Source organism: Aquitalea magnusonii (assembly GCF_002217795.2).
GTDB classification, from domain to species: domain Bacteria; phylum Pseudomonadota; class Gammaproteobacteria; order Burkholderiales; family Chromobacteriaceae; genus Aquitalea; species Aquitalea magnusonii_B.
This window is the reverse complement of the sequence record NZ_AP018823.1, coordinates 4,350,487-4,367,174: the sequence shown is the minus strand read 5'-3', so window position 1 is coordinate 4,367,174 and position 16,688 is coordinate 4,350,487. Positions and strand designations below refer to the sequence as shown.

17 protein-coding genes are annotated in these 16,688 nt (G+C 56.8%); 10 read left to right on the top strand and 7 right to left on the bottom strand.

Translation table 11 applies throughout. The annotated features are described in order from the left end of the window. Positions 1-409 precede the first annotated feature (409 nt). Positions 410-1,669, top strand: a complete 1,260-nt coding sequence (locus DLM_RS20515) for a DNA cytosine methyltransferase (RefSeq protein WP_089083053.1) — start codon at positions 410-412, stop codon at positions 1,667-1,669. A gap of 4 nt (positions 1,670-1,673) precedes the next feature. Here the strand turns inward: DLM_RS20515 and DLM_RS23200 are convergent, their stop codons facing one another. The 3 genes from DLM_RS23200 to DLM_RS24090 form a co-directional block, all read right to left on the bottom strand. Continuing rightward, positions 1,674-2,423: a hypothetical protein gene (locus DLM_RS23200; protein ID WP_145985904.1), complete on the bottom strand. Its 750-nt coding sequence runs from the start codon at positions 2,421-2,423 to the stop codon at positions 1,674-1,676. Between the two features lies 1 nt (position 2,424). Continuing rightward, positions 2,425-2,685 (bottom strand): helix-turn-helix domain-containing protein, encoded by a 261-nt coding sequence (locus DLM_RS20510; RefSeq protein WP_089083054.1) that lies wholly within the window; start codon positions 2,683-2,685, stop codon positions 2,425-2,427. A 155-nt stretch (positions 2,686-2,840) separates the two neighbouring features. Beyond that, positions 2,841-2,990 (bottom strand): helix-turn-helix domain-containing protein, encoded by a 150-nt coding sequence (locus DLM_RS24090; RefSeq protein WP_420000701.1) that lies wholly within the window; start codon positions 2,988-2,990, stop codon positions 2,841-2,843. 526 nt (positions 2,991-3,516) lie between these two features. On the opposite strand from DLM_RS24090, the gene DLM_RS20500 reads away from it, so the two are divergent. Next, complete coding sequence (locus DLM_RS20500) at positions 3,517-3,915, top strand: hypothetical protein (protein ID WP_089083056.1); 399 nt, start codon at positions 3,517-3,519, stop codon at positions 3,913-3,915. A 41-nt stretch (positions 3,916-3,956) separates the two neighbouring features. Here the strand turns inward: DLM_RS20500 and DLM_RS20495 are convergent, their stop codons facing one another. Further along, positions 3,957-5,603, bottom strand: a complete 1,647-nt coding sequence (locus DLM_RS20495; RefSeq protein ID WP_167467183.1) for a methyl-accepting chemotaxis protein — start codon at positions 5,601-5,603, stop codon at positions 3,957-3,959. Between the two features lie 424 nt (positions 5,604-6,027). On the opposite strand from DLM_RS20495, the gene DLM_RS20490 reads away from it, so the two are divergent. Next, the gene (locus DLM_RS20490; RefSeq protein ID WP_089083058.1) at positions 6,028-6,942 is read left to right on the top strand and encodes a glutaminase; all 915 of its coding nucleotides are present in this window, start codon (positions 6,028-6,030) and stop codon (positions 6,940-6,942) included. Positions 6,943-7,011: 69 nt separating this feature from the next. Then, the gene (locus DLM_RS20485) at positions 7,012-7,860 is read left to right on the top strand and encodes an alpha/beta hydrolase (protein ID WP_089083059.1); all 849 of its coding nucleotides are present in this window, start codon (positions 7,012-7,014) and stop codon (positions 7,858-7,860) included. A gap of 46 nt (positions 7,861-7,906) precedes the next feature. Here the strand turns inward: DLM_RS20485 and DLM_RS20480 are convergent, their stop codons facing one another. Further along, complete coding sequence (locus DLM_RS20480) at positions 7,907-9,109, bottom strand: autotransporter outer membrane beta-barrel domain-containing protein (protein WP_167467182.1); 1,203 nt, start codon at positions 9,107-9,109, stop codon at positions 7,907-7,909. 799 nt (positions 9,110-9,908) lie between these two features. Here DLM_RS20480 and DLM_RS23925 point away from each other — a divergent pair. Further along, positions 9,909-10,034 carry a hypothetical protein gene (locus DLM_RS23925; RefSeq protein ID WP_269461340.1) on the top strand — a complete coding sequence of 42 codons (126 nt, stop codon included), beginning with the start codon at positions 9,909-9,911 and terminating at the stop codon, positions 10,032-10,034. A 352-nt stretch (positions 10,035-10,386) separates the two neighbouring features. On the opposite strand, the gene DLM_RS23465 is transcribed toward DLM_RS23925, so the two are convergent. After that, positions 10,387-10,560: a hypothetical protein gene (locus DLM_RS23465; RefSeq protein WP_167467013.1), complete on the bottom strand. Its 174-nt coding sequence runs from the start codon at positions 10,558-10,560 to the stop codon at positions 10,387-10,389. Here DLM_RS23465 and DLM_RS20470 point away from each other — a divergent pair. Together DLM_RS20470 and DLM_RS20465 are read left to right on the top strand one after the other, a co-directional pair. Further along, positions 10,559-11,560 carry a cytochrome-c peroxidase gene (locus tag DLM_RS20470; RefSeq protein WP_197715463.1) on the top strand — a complete coding sequence of 334 codons (1,002 nt, stop codon included), beginning with the start codon at positions 10,559-10,561 and terminating at the stop codon, positions 11,558-11,560. The two genes, DLM_RS23465 and DLM_RS20470, sit on opposite strands and share 2 nt — an antisense overlap. A gap of 467 nt (positions 11,561-12,027) precedes the next feature. Beyond that, positions 12,028-13,644 carry a methyl-accepting chemotaxis protein gene (locus tag DLM_RS20465; RefSeq protein WP_089083063.1) on the top strand — a complete coding sequence of 539 codons (1,617 nt, stop codon included), beginning with the start codon at positions 12,028-12,030 and terminating at the stop codon, positions 13,642-13,644. Positions 13,645-13,701: 57 nt separating this feature from the next. Here the strand turns inward: DLM_RS20465 and DLM_RS23460 are convergent, their stop codons facing one another. Next, positions 13,702-13,869, bottom strand: coding sequence for a hypothetical protein (locus DLM_RS23460; protein ID WP_167467181.1), 168 nt, complete (start codon positions 13,867-13,869; stop codon positions 13,702-13,704). A gap of 354 nt (positions 13,870-14,223) precedes the next feature. Between DLM_RS23460 and DLM_RS20455 the strand changes: the two genes are divergently transcribed. From DLM_RS20455 to DLM_RS20445, 3 genes are all read left to right on the top strand, one after another. Beyond that, positions 14,224-14,514: a zinc ribbon domain-containing protein gene (locus DLM_RS20455; RefSeq protein WP_167467180.1), complete on the top strand. Its 291-nt coding sequence runs from the start codon at positions 14,224-14,226 to the stop codon at positions 14,512-14,514. 452 nt (positions 14,515-14,966) lie between these two features. Next, positions 14,967-15,725 (top strand): class II aldolase/adducin family protein, encoded by a 759-nt coding sequence (locus DLM_RS20450; RefSeq protein ID WP_089083091.1) that lies wholly within the window; start codon positions 14,967-14,969, stop codon positions 15,723-15,725. Beyond that, positions 15,722-16,651 carry a 2-hydroxyacid dehydrogenase gene (locus DLM_RS20445; protein WP_089083066.1) on the top strand — a complete coding sequence of 310 codons (930 nt, stop codon included), beginning with the start codon at positions 15,722-15,724 and terminating at the stop codon, positions 16,649-16,651. Before DLM_RS20450 ends, DLM_RS20445 begins: the two co-directional genes overlap by 4 nt. Positions 16,652-16,688 lie beyond the last annotated feature (37 nt).

Genomic DNA, 16,688 nt, shown 5'->3' with positions numbered 1-16,688 from the left:
GTAGAAGACGGCAAGACATGCACATTGCGGGTGCCCACTATTTGAACTATCAAGGATTCCTTAACAGTTGCCATCCAGCACAGTGCCCCCCCTCAAAAACATTCTTGAAGTGAACTCCAACATTCTGCGCCCTAGCATATACCCATGCTCATTTCACGCAGCCCCCTAATAGCAGGGCAAGAGCAAATTAAGTAGATATCAACCAGATCGCGGCTGCTTATGGGGCAATACCAACTAGCGCTGGAACCCGAGTAGAGGCTCGGGCAACTACGACCCATTGCCGTCATTGGTTCTGCTATACAACCCAAAATCTTCAAAAATGATCCAGAGTTCACAGTAGCAAACTTGACCGATTAAGCCCAAAATGATACTTTAAGTCATCTCCAGGGCAAAATTTATGGCTGCTGTAATGACCACTTTCCCAAGAAAAATCACCTTTATCGACCTCTTCTCTGGCGCTGGCGGAATGAGTTTTGGTTTTCATGCTCACCCCGCCTTTCAAGTAATGGCAGCTTTTGATGGAGAGTTTGGTAAGCCTAGCAGCGGGAAGGGAAAACTCGGTTGCAACCTGACGTATCAATCAAACATTTCTATAGCCCCTACTGCTGTTGATTTGGCTCAAATCGAAGATGATGAAATCGAGTTGATACGTACGCAACTTTTGAATGGGAACGATCTTGATGTTCTTTCGGCCTGTCCACCTTGCACGGGGTTTTCTAGAGCCAATCCAAACAACCATTTAACCGATGACAATCGGAATAGCCTTGTTCTCCGCACCGAAAAATGGGTGCGTATCCTGCGGCCTAAAGTTCTTGTCATGGAAAATGCCCGTGAGCTTTTGCGAGGAAATTTTTCGCACCATTTTCGGGATCTAAGAAAGGTACTTGAACAGTTAGGATATGACGTGCAGGCATCTGTTCATATGCTGAATCGCTTTGGATTGCCACAACGCCGCGAACGTGCTCTAGTTATTGCAACTCTTCTTCCAACTGGTGTGAAGGGATTGGAGGATTTGTGGCACGGCTATCAAGTACAAGAGGAAGCTACTACAGTCTATCGGTGTATCTCTCATCTTCCCAAAGTTAAGGCTGGGGAACGCTATGCATTGGACGATTTTCATGTTTCACCAAACATGAATGAGGATTCTCTAGCAAGACTTAGAGCTATACCCCATGATGGTGGATCATGGATTGATTTAAGGTCTCGTAAAGGTGGATTGGAGTTGATGACTCCAGCCATGAGGCGCTATGTCGAAAAAGGGGATTTTGGTTCACACCCCGATGTTTATGGCCGTATGGCTTGGCTGCGCCCTGCAGCGACAATCAAAAGGGAGTGCTCCCACATTGGTAACGGTCGATATGCTCACCCGGAGCAAGATCGGCTTTGCACTGTTAGAGAGCTTGCACTTCTACAAGGCTTTCCTGAAACTTATGTATTTGGCGGGGAGTCGCTGTCAAACATGTATAGACACATTGGAGATGCCGTTCCACCACTCATCTCTTTTCAACTGGCTAACGTTGTCGATTGGATGTTTACTGGTATCAAGCCCGATATCAAAAACTGTATTCTCTCAGGCACCAGTTTACTACCAGAAGACATCGTACCAATCAACATTAGCAAAGATCAGCAGCTTTCCTTCTTGCATGATGATTTCTTGGTTACTACTTAATTATCTAAGCTAGGGTAACTTCCCAAGTGGCATGTACCTTACAATGACGTAACTGGAGGCTTCGAACAGTGATCTTTTCCACTGATCCATCAAGACTTAAAACGAACAACCGCCTACCGTCGCTTCCTCGAACCTCGGCACTAGATGAACCGTTAGCTGTTCTTGCTGAAAAATCAGAGGGATTTAAATGGAAGATTTCTAAAAGCACATCCTTTGGAATCTCGACAAGTTCGTATAAAACCGTAGAACGTCTATGAAAGGAACGAAGCGAAATAATTCGCTCGTAATGGCTTAAATGGATGCCAATCCTTTCCTTGGAGAAGGTGCAAAAATCCTCAGCACTATGGCACTCTCGGATCCATCTGGCTTCCATTAATTTTGAAATATGGATAGCCGTGCTACTGATTGATAATCCGCCTTCTGTCTTCAAGGAAAACTTGTGGCCATCCACAACAACATCTTCCCCAGGATAAACAGAGTTTTCTGTTTGAGATGCATGCCTTCCCGCTGCACGGGATGAACCACAAAAGAAATATTCAAATGTCTTTTTGGTCAGAGCTGCGTCGTGCATTGCGTGAAATAGTAATAGACGCCCAGAAAAATCACGCTCAAACGCATCCACCACTATGTCTGAATCAGATGCCACTTGCGATACAACCGAACGAGTCAGAGCGTGGCCCATTTCAATGAGCAAACTGACACGTTCTGGTGAAAGCTGACTGATAAGATTTGCGAGTTCTTCTTGCGGGCTCACATTAGCTCCTGATAGGGCGAACTGGCAGCTCATCTTCCGCTCTGCTGAGTAGTTCGGAAACCGAGAGTCCTAGCGCATGAGCAATTTTGCAAAGATTTAAGAGAGATACATTCCGTTCTCCACGCTCTACGGAGCCAATATAGGTTCTGTGAAGGCTAACAATTTCCGCAAGAGCCTCTTGACTAAGGCCCAGCTCTACCCTGTGGCGCCTTACTGTGTCACCAAAGGCAATAAGAATTGCGTGTTCGCTACTAATGTCCATAAGAAGCGAAGGTAGGTTGTTAGATGACTTTGCGTCTATAGACTATAAGTAGCATTTTTCATTTTATCGAAGTAGTCTGAAATTTCCTCACTTTAGGTAGCCGTTCGACACCTTGCTAGTTTTGAGTATCAAGCGACTTTACTTGGTGCGCGCAGTCAGGGCATCAGCAGGTTGTGGACAGGCACATCCAGCGCGTTGGCCAGCCGTGTCAGGTTGTCCAGCGAGATATTGCGGGCTTGCCGCTCGACGTGGGCGACGAAGGTGCGGTGCAGGCCTGCTTCCAAAGCAAGGGCCTCTTGTGACATGCCTTTCTCCCGGCGCAAGCGGATAAGGTTTGTGGCCAGTTGTGCGCGCACTTGGCGGGCGGAAGGATCGAGAGCGGACTTATCTGTCATGCTGGCCAGTTTTAGGGTGTGCTGCTTTTACGTCAGCCGCTTTTACGTCACAATTTGCCCATCACTTTTTATGCAGGTGCCGGGCATGCGCAATGCAAACCCCAACATTGCCGGTATTCCACTGGTTTCAGCCTTGCCGGGTATTAACCGGTCTTGCCGGAATCAGCCTTGCCTCCCACCCCCGACCCAACTGATAATCGCCAAGTGCCGTTCAATAGCGGCATCAGGTTTGGCGACCTGTGACCTAAGACGGACTGACGCAGCTGCGACTGCGGAGTGTCCGAACACACCATTGCTTCGCAGCATCTATGGCGGGCCTTGGTGGGGATACCTTCGGGTATGCCGGTTCTTAGGTCCGGTTCGCCAACCCTGCCTTGCGCCTGCCACCTCCGTTTGGCGACGTGTGGCGGGTGAACCTACCTAAGGAGGATTTGCCATGAGCCGTACTCCACAACCACCGCCTTTTCCGCCGTCCCTGCCTTCGCATTTCCCGTCCCTGTCCGACCCGGAGTTTGCCGCTTTCATGAGCCAGATCAGCCTGCCGCTGGGCTGTTTGCATGCTTGTCTGGAAAGCTTGCAGCAGGCGCTGGGGCAAGAACCGGACCCGCTGGCCGATGCCTGCATGCAGCGAGTGTGGCGGGTGTGCCTGCAGTTGCAGTTGCGGCTGGACAAGGTGGAGGCCGACCTTAACGGCAGTCTGAAGCCTTTGTCGCACTTGCTGGAAATGCTGGGGGATGCGCGCGGCAACAGCCTGTCGCGCGAGGATATGTACCGCATTCTGTCGCTTACCCATCAGCAACTGCGCCGCGCCAGTACCGATTTGTACATGCGTTAGCGCCCAGGCAGCCAAGGCGGGTGGCCCTGGCTGCCTTTGGCTTACATCAGCGTGGTTTGGGCAGAGCTTAGGGTGTAGGTGTCGACAATGCCCTTGAGCGCGCGGGAGAGCTGGTCCAGGTCTTGTGCCAGCTTGGCGGTGTCGGTGGCGGAGATGCTGCTGCGCTCGGCCATTTGGGCAATGCTTTCCACCTGCTGGGCAATATTGTTGGTGGCGACGCTTTGTTCCTGGATGGCGCTGGTGATTTCGCCCACCACATGGCTGGCTTGCTGGCTGCTGTGCTGGATGCGGTTGATGGCGTCGTTGGCGGTGGTGGTGTTGCTGACGCTGTGTTCCACCAGGCCCACGACGTCCTGCATGCCGCGCACGGCGGATTCGGCGCTTTGCCGCATGTTGACGATGGTGGAGGTGATTTCCTGGGTGGAGCTGGCCGTGCGTTCTGCCAGCTTGCGTACTTCGTCGGCCACCACGGCAAAGCCGCGGCCTTGTTCGCCGGCGCGGGCGGCTTCGATGGCGGCGTTGAGCGCCAGCAGATTGGTTTGGTCGGCCACGTCCTTGATCACCTGAATCACGCTTTCGATGTCTTGTGTTCTGGTTTCCAGGTCGCGGATCAGGGTTTCGGCATTGCTGATATTGGCGGCGATATTGCGGATGCCGGTGGCGGCGTCGTTGATGACGCTAACGCCGTCGCTGGCCAGCTTGCCGGATTCCACGGTCATGTTGTTGGCCTCGGAGGCGCGGTCGGCCACGTGGTTCACGCTGACGGTCATTTGCTCTACCGTGGCGGCCACATTGGCCGAGGCGCTGCTTTGCTGGCTGGCGGCGCTGGCTACCTGGCTGGCGTTTTGCGACAGGGACTCGGACACGCTGGCAATGGACAGGGCGCCACGGTTGATTTCGTTAAGGCTGTCTTGCAGGCGGGTCAGCAGTTTGTTCATGGCGTCGGCCACCTTGCCCAGCTCGTCATCGCGGGTGACCTTGATACGCGGGGTGAAGTCCAGCTTGCCGGTAACGTGGTCGATAAACTCGCCCAGCCGGTTGAGGCGGTTACGCAGGTTGCGGATGGTGATGCTGCCAAACACCAGGCAGAAGGCAATGGCCAGGGTGCTGATGGTAATCTGGGTGATCAGCAGGCGCTGGTAGGCTTGCTGGTTTTTTTCGCGCAGCACATCGCCCAGCTTCCAGTTGTAGTCCAGATGCTTTTCCAACTGGGCTTCCAGGGTGATGGCGCTTTGGCGGAAATCTCCCCCATCGGAAAAACCGGCTTGTACGGCGGCGGTATTGCCAGCGGCGGCAGCACTCAGCAGCTTGCGCGTGTTGTTGAAGTAGGTCTCAAACATTTGCCGGTCTTGCTTGACCATGGCCAGGTCGGTGTCGTCGGAAATGTAGTTTTTTTCGTAGTTATCCAGCAGCGATGTCACCCGCGTGGCGGCGTCGTTCAGCCTGCGTTCTGCCTGCGCCCGGCGTTCCGGGGCGGTGAAAATCAGGTAGTCGCGTGCCTGCACGCGCATTTTCTGGGTCAGTATATTGATCTCACTCAGCGCCTTTACGCTGGGGGCGGTGTTGTCCTGATAGAACTCAAAACGGTCTTGCGCACCATTCAAGCCATAAATGCCAGTAAAACTGAGGGAAACAATGGCCGCGAACAGTACAGCCAGCAGAAGCGATATACGCTGTGAAATTGACATGGTGCCTCCAAGCGACGGAATCAAATTCAGGAGCAGGCGGCAGTCCATCGGCAACGGATGCATGCTGCGCTTGTCCCGGATTATTTTTATGTTGTTTATGACAGAAAATTTATTTTGGCATTTTCTGAAAATTGAAAGCCTGACAGATATCAATACATGCCGCCCCAAGCAGCACCGGCGGCTCCAACATGCGTAAAAGCATGTAAAAAGATTGCCGCCCGTATTAATACCCGAAATGCATCCTTTGAAGACTATCACGCCATTGTGGCAAAACAAGGTGTTTTATCAAATAAGGGCCACGGGCCACGGGTAAAGCTGCCATTCTCCCCGCCTGCCGCAGCGCAGCACGCAAAGCGCTGGAATTGGCGGCTTTGTTTCCAGTACATTAACTGCCCCGCCTTGACGCCACACAGGATGCTGCCGGATGGATTACCAAACCGTTCTGGATGACATTTACCGCGACATTGCCCCCTGGCGCGGCAGCGGTACGGTGGCGCGCTATATTCCGGAGCTGGCACGGGTGCCGGTGGACAAGTTTGGCATGGCGGTGGTGACGGTGGATGGCCGCTGCTTTACCGTGGGCGACGCCGGAGAGCGCTTTTCCATTCAAAGCATTTCCAAGCTGTTTGCCTGCGTGATGGCGTTTCGCCTGCTGGGCGATGCCTTGTGGCAACGGGTGGGGCGCGAGCCGTCCGGCACGGCGTTCAATTCGCTGGTGCAACTGGAAACCGAGCAGGGCAAGCCGCGTAACCCGTTTATCAATGCCGGGGCGCTGGTGGTGACTGACGTGCTGGCGCAGCGTTTTGTGCGGGCGGACACGGCGGTGCTGGCGTTTATCCGGCGGCTGATTGACCAGGCGGACCTCAACTACGACTCGCGGGTGGCGCAGTCGGAAATGGCGCATGCCAACCGCAACCGGGCGATTGCCCATTTCATGGCCAGCTTCGGCAATATGCAGATGCCGCCGGAACAGGTGGTGGAGGCGTATTGCCGCCAGTGCGCCATCACCATGAGCTGCGTGGAACTGGCGCAGGCGGCCTTGTTTCTGGCCAATGGCGGGGTGGCCCCGCTGACTGGTGAGCGCATTCTGGATGTCAGCGCCAACAAGCGGCTGTCCGCGCTGATGCTGACCTGCGGCACCTACGACGCAGCGGGGGATTTTGTCTTTCGCGTGGGCCTGCCCGCCAAAAGCGGCGTAGGCGGCGGCATTGTGGCGCTGCTGCCGGGCGAGCTGGCGCTGTGCGTGTGGTCGCCGGGGCTGGACGCCAACGGCAACTCGCTGGCCGGGGTGCAGGCGCTGGAGTTGTTTACCACGTATACCGGGCGATCGTTGTTTTAATGAGGCTGGCATACCGGGGGCGATGGCTCAGGCGGTATAGTGTGGCTTTCTTTGGTCCCGGTGCCCGCCATGTTGTCCACTGTGCTGCGTAGTGCCCTGTTGTGTAGCGTGCTGTTGCTGTCCGCCTGTGCCCAGCTGCTGGATGGCGCCAGCCGCTTGGCGCAGTCGCAGCAGTTGCTGCAAATCAGGAGCTGGCAAGGACAGTATCTGCAGGCCGGGGACTTCCGTCTGTTCAGTGCTGGCCCGGTCGCGCAGGTAGCAGGCAATCAGCCCATTACGGTTTATCTGGAAGGCGATGGCCTGGCCTGGCTCAATAGCGACACCCCGTCAGACGACCCTACCCCACTGCGGCCCGTAGGCTTGCAACTGGCCTTGCAGCAGCCCGATGGCGTGGCTGTCTATCTGGCGCGGCCATGCCAGTACGCGCAGCCCATGCCCGCACAATGCCAGCAGCGGTGGTGGACCTCTGAGCGCTTTGCCGAGCCGGTGGTGGCCGCGCTGGACCAGGCGCTGGACCAACTCAAGCAGCAATACGGTGCCGGGCAAATCAATCTGGTGGGGTATTCCGGCGGTGCTGCGCTCGCCCTATTGCTGGCCGAGCGGCGTAGCGATGTACAGCTGCTGATAGGCGTCGCGGGTAATGTGGACCCGGCAGGCTGGATCAAACTGCATGACCTGTCTCCATTGCAAGGTTCGCTGGACCCACGACAAGGCTTGAAACATCTGCGTGCCCGCCATGTATGGCTGTTTAGCGGTGAGCAAGACGAAAACATACCGCCATCACTGGCAACAGGCGTGGCGGAACGGCTGACAGCGCAACTGCCGGTAAGCCTGCGTACATTGCCGGGGTTCAACCATCAATGCTGCTGGGCAGAATCCTGGCCTGCGCTGTGGCGGGAGGCTACAGGACAGAAGTAATAAAAAAAGGCCCTTGCGGGCCTTTTTCATTGCACCTGTGCTGCGCTTAGAAAGGCATGTTCAGGTTGAGCGATACGGTTTGGCCCAGGTAGCTCTGGCGGTATTCCAGATCGTAACGGCCGGTGATTTCCAGACCGTTCTTGGTTTTGTATGCCAGGCCCAGTGCGCCACGACCCAGCCACGGGCTGGGGTTGATGCCGGTAGTGGTGAAGGCTGCCGTCGGTGCGCCTGCATAGGCGGAGGTGATGGCGTTCTGCTTGCTCATGGCGTCATAGCCCACACCAATACTGGTGCTGAGGGTGAGCTTGTCGTTGAGCTTGCTGACCAGCTTGCCGTCCACGCCAAATACCAGTGCTTCGGTATTTTGCGTGCCCACGTTCAGGTTGAGCGAACCGGCACCGCTTTCCTGATAACCATCAGCGCGAATGCGGGTGTAATCCACGCGCACGGACGGAATCAGGCTGTTATTTTCACTCAGCGCGTAACTGCGCGACAGGCTGAGGCCGGTGTGAACCGTCCAGCTGTCGTAGTTGGCCTTGGCCACGTTGCTGGCGAAGGAAAGCGTGCGGCTGCTTTCGTTCTTGTTCTGACCGATGTCAGCCTGGAAATCCAGCGCGGTACGTTCGTTGAGGTCGTAAGAGCCATAGCCGATCAGCTGGTAGCTATCCACATTCAGGCTTTGCGGGGCGCTGGCATTGCTGTCCACGTCGCTGCGGGCATAGCTGAAGGCGGCACCCAGGCGCAGCTTGCTGTTGAGCTTGCCATCCACACCGCCAGCCAGGCCAAAGATGTTGGCCTTGTAGCCGCTTACACCATCGGTATCTGCCTGGTCGGCACGTGAGCCGAAGGGCTTCAACCAAACATTCTTGTCGGTGTAGAAGGTGTCACCGGACGATTGGCCACGCTGGGTATTCAAACGACCGACAATCACCTGATTCACCGCAGTGGATGCCGCCTGAACTGCCTGGCTGGCAGCACCGGTCAGCACCGGCAAGGTCTGGCTGACTGCACTGGATTGCTGCTGGGCCGTGCTCAGGCCGCTGAAGCGGGATTGCAGCGCGCTATTGGCATCCAGTACACGGGCGGCGTTGATGCCGGGGTTGTTGTGCTGGCTTTGCGCAGAACTAGTGAGGTTGGTACTAGGCGAGCTGCTTACAACATAGGCGTAGTACCAAGATTGGCTATCCCCAGTTGAACAACTTCCTGGGGTAACGCAAGTCGTTATGATTGATCCAGTATCATAGTACACAAGGGTAATTTTGCCAGAGCTATGGCCAAATCCGAACAGGGCTCCTTCACCAGCGGAGGCTCCGTAGATACCACCGGCTTGTGTTGTCACCAGGTTGGCAAACGTCGTCGCAATCGACTGGCTTCCCCACCATGGCTGCGCCGACAATCTTGCAGCGCTAGTTGACCAGTCCATGAGAGCCGAAGAAATAACGTATTGAGTACCGCCATAGGAAACCGAGACGCTTGGCGGGGTATAGGGAGTTGCCTGAACAACCGCCGAGAAGCCAAACAGCATGATGCTGAGTGCGCAGATTTTTTGTTTCATCACAATCCCCACTATATTTTATTTTCCATTGAATGACTGTTAACAACATCTAACTTATCGTTACCAAATCACACATGGTCAAATCTTACTGGCAAATTGTGTAGTTGACATAAAAATCAGATGCCAAATGGCTGATAGCAGGCTGACTGGGGAAATTTGTATCCCAAATGCATCGCCTGGCGGTGATGTCTTGGTACCTGCCCTATCTGGCATGGACATACAGCCCATGACTAGCCACGCGGCAACCTCCAGCTTGCACTCTTGCCACGAATTGGGCATGCCCGCTCCCCCCACGCATGGATTTGCCATTGCCAGTAATGCCATACGATTATTTTCATTATTTAACAGCCAATAGCGCCTGCAATAGCTTGTAGCGGCGGGATTTAACATTTATTGTCTGATGGCAATTTATGTTAAGAGCTGTCAAACCATGTATTTTTCCAGGCAAGGTGCCATGTCCAAATTACTGCCACGTTCAATGGTTGGGGAAACCATGCTCAAAAAAGCTGGCCAGTACGTCTTGCATTGCCTTGATGCCATCATCGAAAGAATCTGCTGTATCAGCGGTTTGTGCCTGCTGATTGGCCTGGCGCTGGGTTTTATCTTCTTTGCCAAATAAGGGCTGACCAGCCCTGCCACGCACACGCGGCCACTGTGGGCCACACTTCAAGCCCCTGTCATGCATCCGCCCTGCTGGCGCACCGCCAGCGCCAAACCTGCCCTGCACAACGCCAAACAGCAAGCCTGCTGCGCTTTGTGCATTGCCTTTTTCGCTGTCCTTAATCTCCCATTGGTGTACTGATATTTTTTGGCTATCAAGCGCATTTAAAATATCAATTCGTTCAGCATGGTTTTCAATTGCGCTATTTGATCTGCGACAAATCTGCCGGTTTCAATCTACCGCATTGTATCTGCCATTAAAAACCTTATTCAGCACAAGGTTTTAATTCCACCTCTTGTTTATTGAATTTTTATGGCCACGCTGCCAGGGGGAAATATTGCCTTTTATTTTGCACAGGCTTTTTTATTGCAGGTATTTCCTTGCCAGCAAAGGCTTTGCGCAATGGATATTGGCTTGCATTGCCGTTTAACACCATGCAGGACTGATGAAAACAAGCATTTTTAACGCAGATGGAGCAAACCATGAAATCTCTCCGTTATTTCAGCATGCTGCTGCCGCTATTCACCGCTACAGTAGTGCATGCCGCCGCCAGCATTCAAAGTGAGCCTATCCAGCCTATTCCCAAGGCTGTAATTAAGAACCCGGCCATGGTGGAATTAGGCAAGAAGCTGTTTTTTGAACCGCGGCTGTCGAAATCCGGTTTTATTTCTTGTAATTCCTGTCACAACCTGTCCACCGGCGGCAGTGATAACCTCAGCTCCTCGATTGGCGATCACTGGCAGCAAGGGCCTATCCGTTCGCCCACCGTGCTTAATTCCAGCATGAATGTGGCGCAGTTTTGGGATGGCCGCGCCAAATCGCTGCAGGAGCAGGCCAGCGGGCCGATTGCCAATCCCAAGGAAATGGCATCCAACCATGTGCTGGCGCTGGATGTGCTGCGCTCTATCCCGGCCTATGTCAACGAGTTTGACAAGGTATTCGGCCACAAGCAGATCACCATGCAGGAGGTAACGCAGGCGATTGCGGCGTTTGAGGAAACCCTGGTGACGCCGGATTCGCGCTTTGACCTATGGCTGAAGGGCAATAAGAAGGCGCTGAACACGCAGGAGCTGCGCGGCTACCAAACCTTCAAGACTGCGGGCTGCGTGGCCTGCCACAACGGCCCGGCGGTGGGGGGGAATTCCTTCCAGAAGATGGGTCTGGTGGCACCGTATCACACCAGTAATCCGGCGCAGGGCCGTGCCGGGGTAACGGGCAAGGAAGCGGACCGCATGTCGTTCAAGGTGCCGTCCTTGCGTAATGTGGCGCTGCGGGCGCCTTACTTCCACGATGCCGGCGCACCCACGCTGGAAGCGGCTGTCACCACCATGGGCCAGCTACAGTTGGGACGCAGTTTTAACAAGCAGGAGGTGGCGGATATCGTGGCCTTCCTGCATACGCTTACCGGCAAGCAACCGCAGATTGTGCTGCCCGTGCTGCCGGCATCCAGTAACAATACCCCGCGCCCCACCCCGTTCAACTAGCATTTCCCCCCCGGCATGAACACAGGCCCGCGCTATGCGGGCCTGTTGCATTTGTTGTGCGGCGGGGTGCTGTGCTGGTTTTCACGCCATGGCGCGGCAGTGGCTGGCGGCCTGCTTGCCCGCAGGCTTGAGCCCACGCTTTCTGGCTGTTCCATCCTGCATATCACCAGTAGCCGGCCTATGCCAGCTAAACATACGCAAAGCTGATTTTAAACAATTAAGCTTGATGTGATGTCATGCATTATTAGAAAATCTAACAGGTAGCGACATCATCGACGGCTGGCAGTGTATCCGTATGCATGGAAGCGACATCCACCAGTCATGCCCATGGGATTATTTTTGCCTGCAATGAATATGGCATAAAGTGGTATTTGCGCTTTGTGTTCAATATCTTAGCTAAAAGCTTTTAGTTTGCAGTTGCATTGTTGTCCTGGCAGTGATTACCACTCTTTATATTGGGGTTTACGATGACCATCACGAAAAAACTATTGCTGACCTTATCGATTGCCTTGGCCGGCATGCTGCTGGTGGGTGGCTATGCCATCAGTGCCCTGCACGCCGGACAACAGCGCTTTGTGTATGTGCAGACCCACACCTTCCCCGATCTGAAAATCATGCAGGGTACCTTGCGGGCCGTGGCGGATATCCGCGCCAATACCCTGCGCCATGTCCTGGCCACCACCGACGAGCAGAAAGCCGCGGCAGAGAGCAATCTGGCCGAAGCGGATCAGCGCTTTGACAAGTTGATGAGCGAATACCGCATCAATGAAACCGCCAGTGCCGAGGACAGCCAGTTGCTGGAAGCAGACAAGGCGATGATGGCCCAGTACCGCGATGGCCGCAGCCGCATTCTGGCCCTGTCGCGCAACAAGCAGACCGAGCAGGCCATCTCCCTGGTCAACAACGAATTCGTGAAAACCGCTGCCGCGCTGATGACCGCGGTAGAAGAACATGCCCGCTTCAATTACCGCCTGGCTAATGATCTGGCCCAGGAAAACGACCGCACCTACCGGCTGGTATTCGGCGTGGCCGTGGGCCTGATGGCCTTCGCCCTGCTGGTGACCGGTACGATGGGTGGGCTGCTGTACCGCAATATCAGCCATGGCCTGAGCCATATCGAACACACCATTGAGGCGGTCAGCAACCAGCGTGATTTCCGTCTGCGCGCCCAAAGCAACAATCAGGATGAAATCGGCCGTACCGCCAGCGCCTTCAACCGCATGCTGGAAGGGCTGCAGCAAGCCATGCGCCAGTTGGCCGATGGTGCGCGCCAGGTGAAGCATGCCTCGCAGGAGCTGTCACAAACCGCCAGCGAGGTGTCCATGGCCGCCGGTGCGCAAAGCGAGGCTTCGGCCAATATTGCCGCCACCATCGAGCAGATGACGGTGAGCATCAATCATGTGGCTTCGCAATCGGTGGAACAGAGCGATGGCGCCAAGTCGTCCCAGGCGCTGGTGGTGGAAAGCAGCAGCATCATCGAACAGACCATCAAGGACATCCACCAGATTTCGCAGGTGGTGACGGTATCGGCCGACAGTATTCATGAAATGGAAGCACATAGCGGCGAAGTGGCCACGGTCATCAATGTGATTCGCGACATTGCCGACCAGACCAATCTGCTGGCGCTGAATGCGGCCATCGAAGCCGCCCGTGCCGGCGAGCAGGGCCGTGGCTTTGCCGTGGTGGCCGATGAAGTACGCAAGCTGGCCGAGCGCACCACCAAGTCTACCCAGGAAATTTCTTCCACCATCGAAGCCATGCTGGGCAATGCCAGCCATGCCACCGCGCAAATGCAAAAAGCGGAAGAGCTGGTCAAGGTGGGTGTCACCCGCGCCGATCAGGCCGCCGTAGCCATGCGGCGCATTGGTGAGCTGGCCGGGGCGGCGGTACAAGGCAGCGATGCGGTGGCGGCGGCCATCCAGCAGCAGGGCGTGGCCAGCAATAATATTGCCGCCATGGTGGAGCGCACGGCCCAGGCTTCGGAAGAAGCCAGTGCCGCCGCGCAGAACACGGCACAGAATGCCGCGCAACTGGACGATCTGGCCAAAATGCAAAGCGAGATTCTGGATCGCTACCAGGTATAAACCTGGCGCACCGCGCAGCAAGCACGGCCTGGCAGTTGCGGCCTGGCGGGCGGCAGCTCAGGCCTTGGTATTGATCATCGAACCGAGGGTGCTGCCCTGGTTGGCGGGCTGGTCCGCTGCCGGGGCCGTGGCAGATGGCGTGGCGGGCGGGGTCTGACGGTTGGTGCTGGTGGTTTTGGGCATATAGCTGCCATAGCTGCTGGCAGGGGAAATCGGCATGGCCATCTTGCTTGACTCCTGGTGATCTGGTGGTGATATCTGGATGATCCCGGCGCAAGCCAGCAAGCCAGGCAGGGGATGCGCTGCTACTGCAATATCCATACCAGCCTGATGCGAGGCTGATTTTTCCTTTCTTATCATTCGCTAACATTTCTTGACGCCAATCTTGCCGCTGGCAGGCAATCCTTGCCGCCAGCGCGCTCAGCCTTGCCAGCAGGCGGCAGGATGATGCCGGTCAGACTGCCGCCGGTATTGACCTTAAAGTGACTTCATGGTTTGCAATAGCAGTGACCTGCCGGTATCCGCCCGATGGGGGCCGCCGCCGCAGGCTGCTTCATTTGCATTCAAGGAGATCACGACATGGAATTCTGGAAAAAAATACTGGGACAGGCGCATGCTGACGGCCATGGCAGGCAGCAGGGCCATGGCGGCAGCCATCACGGCAGTCATGGCAGTCACGGCAGCCATGCACCGGCACACCGCCCTGCGCCGGGCAGCGCCTGCCCGCGTTGCCAGACACCGCTTGCCAGCGGCATGCGCTTCTGCCCGCAGTGTGGGCAGACGCTAAGCCCCGGCCAATGCCGGCAATGCAATGCCACTTTGCCGGCCAACAGCCAGTTCTGTAGCCAGTGTGGCAGCCCGGCTCATTAAATAGCGCCGCCAGGACTGGCGGGTGCCATTACCCGCCAGTTTCCCAGCACATCTCCAGACAAGTCCTGCAGCCTTTCCAACCCTGCCTATCATTTCTGCCCCCCAGTCCTGATGTGATGTCGGACTTGGCCTGTGTACCAGTCATGGCAACAGAACGGACCCCATGTCGCAGACTTTGCGCCAGTTGCAAGGTGCGGCCGGGTCTGTCGTGCTTCCCCGCCGGCAAGCCCAGGCGGAGCACGCTGGCCGCCAGTGCCGCCGGTTTTGTCGTCCGCCCGTCCACCAAGCACATGCTGCTGATGGATGCGGCCACCGCAGGACAAAGCTGGCCGCTGCGCTGTTTTTCACTGTTGTCCCTGCCGTCCCGTGCCGGGATATCTGGGCTGACCCGCCACCGGCGGCAGTGCAGATGCCGGCATGCGCTTTTTGTCTGTAAACCCCAGGAGAACCTGATGAACCCAGCAGCCCGATTTTCCTCTGCTGAATGGCAGGCACGCTGCGAGCTGGCAGCGTTGTACCGGCTGATTGCCCATTTCCGCATGACGGACATGATAGATACCCATATTTCGCTGCGCATTCCCGGCCCGGCGCATCACTTCCTGATCAACCGCTACGGGGTGTTGTTCCAGCACATGCGCGCTTCCGACCTGGTGCGCATCGATCAGCATGGCAATGTGGTGGGCGGCGATGGTGACGCCCAGCGCGTCAACCGGGCCGGCTTTGTCATCCATTCTGCCGTACACATGGCGCGCCCCGACCTGCACTGCGTGATCCACACCCATACCGCCGCCGGCATGGCCGTGTCGGCACAGGAACACGGCCTGCTGCCGATTACCCAGCATGCGCTGAAGTTTTATGGCCGGCTGAGCTACCACGAATACGAAGGCATTGCCCTGTCGCTGGAGGAACGCGAACGGCTGGTGGCCGATCTTGGCCCGCGCAACAAGGCAATCATCCTGCGCAACCACGGCCTGCTGGCCGGGGGACGCTCGGTGGCCGAGGCTTTCCACGAAATCTACTTCCTGGAGCGGGCCTGCCAGGCACAGGTGCAGGCCATGGCCGGCGGCTGCCAATTGCACTATCCCAGCGAAGCGGTGCGCCAGCATACTGCCGACCAGTTTGCCCTGGACGATGAAGAAGAAATCATCGCCCTGGGCTGGCAGGCAGCGCTGGCGCTGATTGCCGACCAACAGGAAAGCTACGCCTCATGAGCACGGTTGTTCTTCTCACCGACGATGCCGAACTGATCACCGAATTGCAGCAGGCTTTTGCCCAGGTGGCACCCGAGCTGCGCGTGCTGCAGGCACACCAGGCAGGTGCGGCAGAGGCCGAGGTTGCCGCCTGCTGGTTTCCCCCTCCCGGCTCCTTGCAGGCACTGCCACGGCTGCGGCTGATTCATTCCGTGTCCGCAGGCATCGAACATCTGGACAGTAGCGGCAGCCTGCCGCCGGTGCCGGTGTGCCGGGTGGTGGACCCGGAACAACGCCAGGGCATGGTGGAATTCATGCGCTGGGCGGTGATCCACTATCAGCGCCACTTCGACCTCGTACTGGCCAACCAGCGCCAGGCGCGCTGGCAACGCCCACCGCAATGCCCGGCCAGCGCCTACAAGGTGGGGGTGTTGGGGCTAGGGTCGATGGGTAGCGCCGTGGCACAGGATCTGGCCGGGGCCGGCTATGCGGTGCGTGGCTGGTCGCGCAGCCCCAAGACGCTGGCCGGGGTGGACTGCTACCACGGTGACAGCGGCTTGCCGCACTGCCTGGCCGGGCTGGACCTGCTGATCAATCTGCTGCCGCTGACCGCCGCCACCGAAAGGCTGCTGGACCGCCAGGTGTTTGCCACGCTGGCCCCAGGCGCGGTGCTGGTGAATGGTGGCCGTGGCCAGCATGTGGCCGATGCGGATTTGGCGGAGGCGCTGCGCAGTGGCCAGTTACGCGCGGCCTTGCTGGACGTGTTCGAACAGGAACCGCTGCCCGCCGCTCACCCCTGGTGGCACACCGCGGGCGTCACCGTCACACCGCACATGGCCTCGGCTGCCTCGGCGCACTGCATTGCCAGCCAGATCGCAGAAAACACGCGGCGGCTGAGCAGCGCCGCGCCGCTGCTGCATCGGGCCGATCCGGCGTTGGGCTACTGACCAGGCCAACCGGAGCAACCCTTACCAAGGAGAAGGA

Coding starts and splice junctions, on each gene's coding strand:
- DLM_RS20500 (WP_089083056.1), top strand. CDS start 3,517: ATGAGCCGTACTCCACAACCACCGCCTTTTCCGCCGTCCCTGCCTTCG.
- DLM_RS20515 (WP_089083053.1), top strand. CDS start 410: ATGACCACTTTCCCAAGAAAAATCACCTTTATCGACCTCTTCTCTGGC.
- DLM_RS20450 (WP_089083091.1), top strand. CDS start 14,967: ATGAACCCAGCAGCCCGATTTTCCTCTGCTGAATGGCAGGCACGCTGC.
- DLM_RS20465 (WP_089083063.1), top strand. CDS start 12,028: ATGACCATCACGAAAAAACTATTGCTGACCTTATCGATTGCCTTGGCC.
- DLM_RS20455 (WP_167467180.1), top strand. CDS start 14,224: ATGGAATTCTGGAAAAAAATACTGGGACAGGCGCATGCTGACGGCCAT.
- DLM_RS20485 (WP_089083059.1), top strand. CDS start 7,012: ATGTTGTCCACTGTGCTGCGTAGTGCCCTGTTGTGTAGCGTGCTGTTG.
- DLM_RS20495 (WP_167467183.1), bottom strand. CDS start 5,603: ATGTCAATTTCACAGCGTATATCGCTTCTGCTGGCTGTACTGTTCGCG.
- DLM_RS23460 (WP_167467181.1), bottom strand. CDS start 13,869: ATGGCCATGCCGATTTCCCCTGCCAGCAGCTATGGCAGCTATATGCCC.
- DLM_RS20510 (WP_089083054.1), bottom strand. CDS start 2,685: ATGGACATTAGTAGCGAACACGCAATTCTTATTGCCTTTGGTGACACA.
- DLM_RS23925 (WP_269461340.1), top strand. CDS start 9,909: ATGCTCAAAAAAGCTGGCCAGTACGTCTTGCATTGCCTTGATGCCATC.
- DLM_RS20445 (WP_089083066.1), top strand. CDS start 15,722: ATGAGCACGGTTGTTCTTCTCACCGACGATGCCGAACTGATCACCGAA.
- DLM_RS20470 (WP_197715463.1), top strand. CDS start 10,559: ATGAAATCTCTCCGTTATTTCAGCATGCTGCTGCCGCTATTCACCGCT.
- DLM_RS23465 (WP_167467013.1), bottom strand. CDS start 10,560: ATGGTTTGCTCCATCTGCGTTAAAAATGCTTGTTTTCATCAGTCCTGC.
- DLM_RS24090 (WP_420000701.1), bottom strand. CDS start 2,990: ATGTCACAAGAGGCCCTTGCTTTGGAAGCAGGCCTGCACCGCACCTTC.
- DLM_RS20490 (WP_089083058.1), top strand. CDS start 6,028: ATGGATTACCAAACCGTTCTGGATGACATTTACCGCGACATTGCCCCC.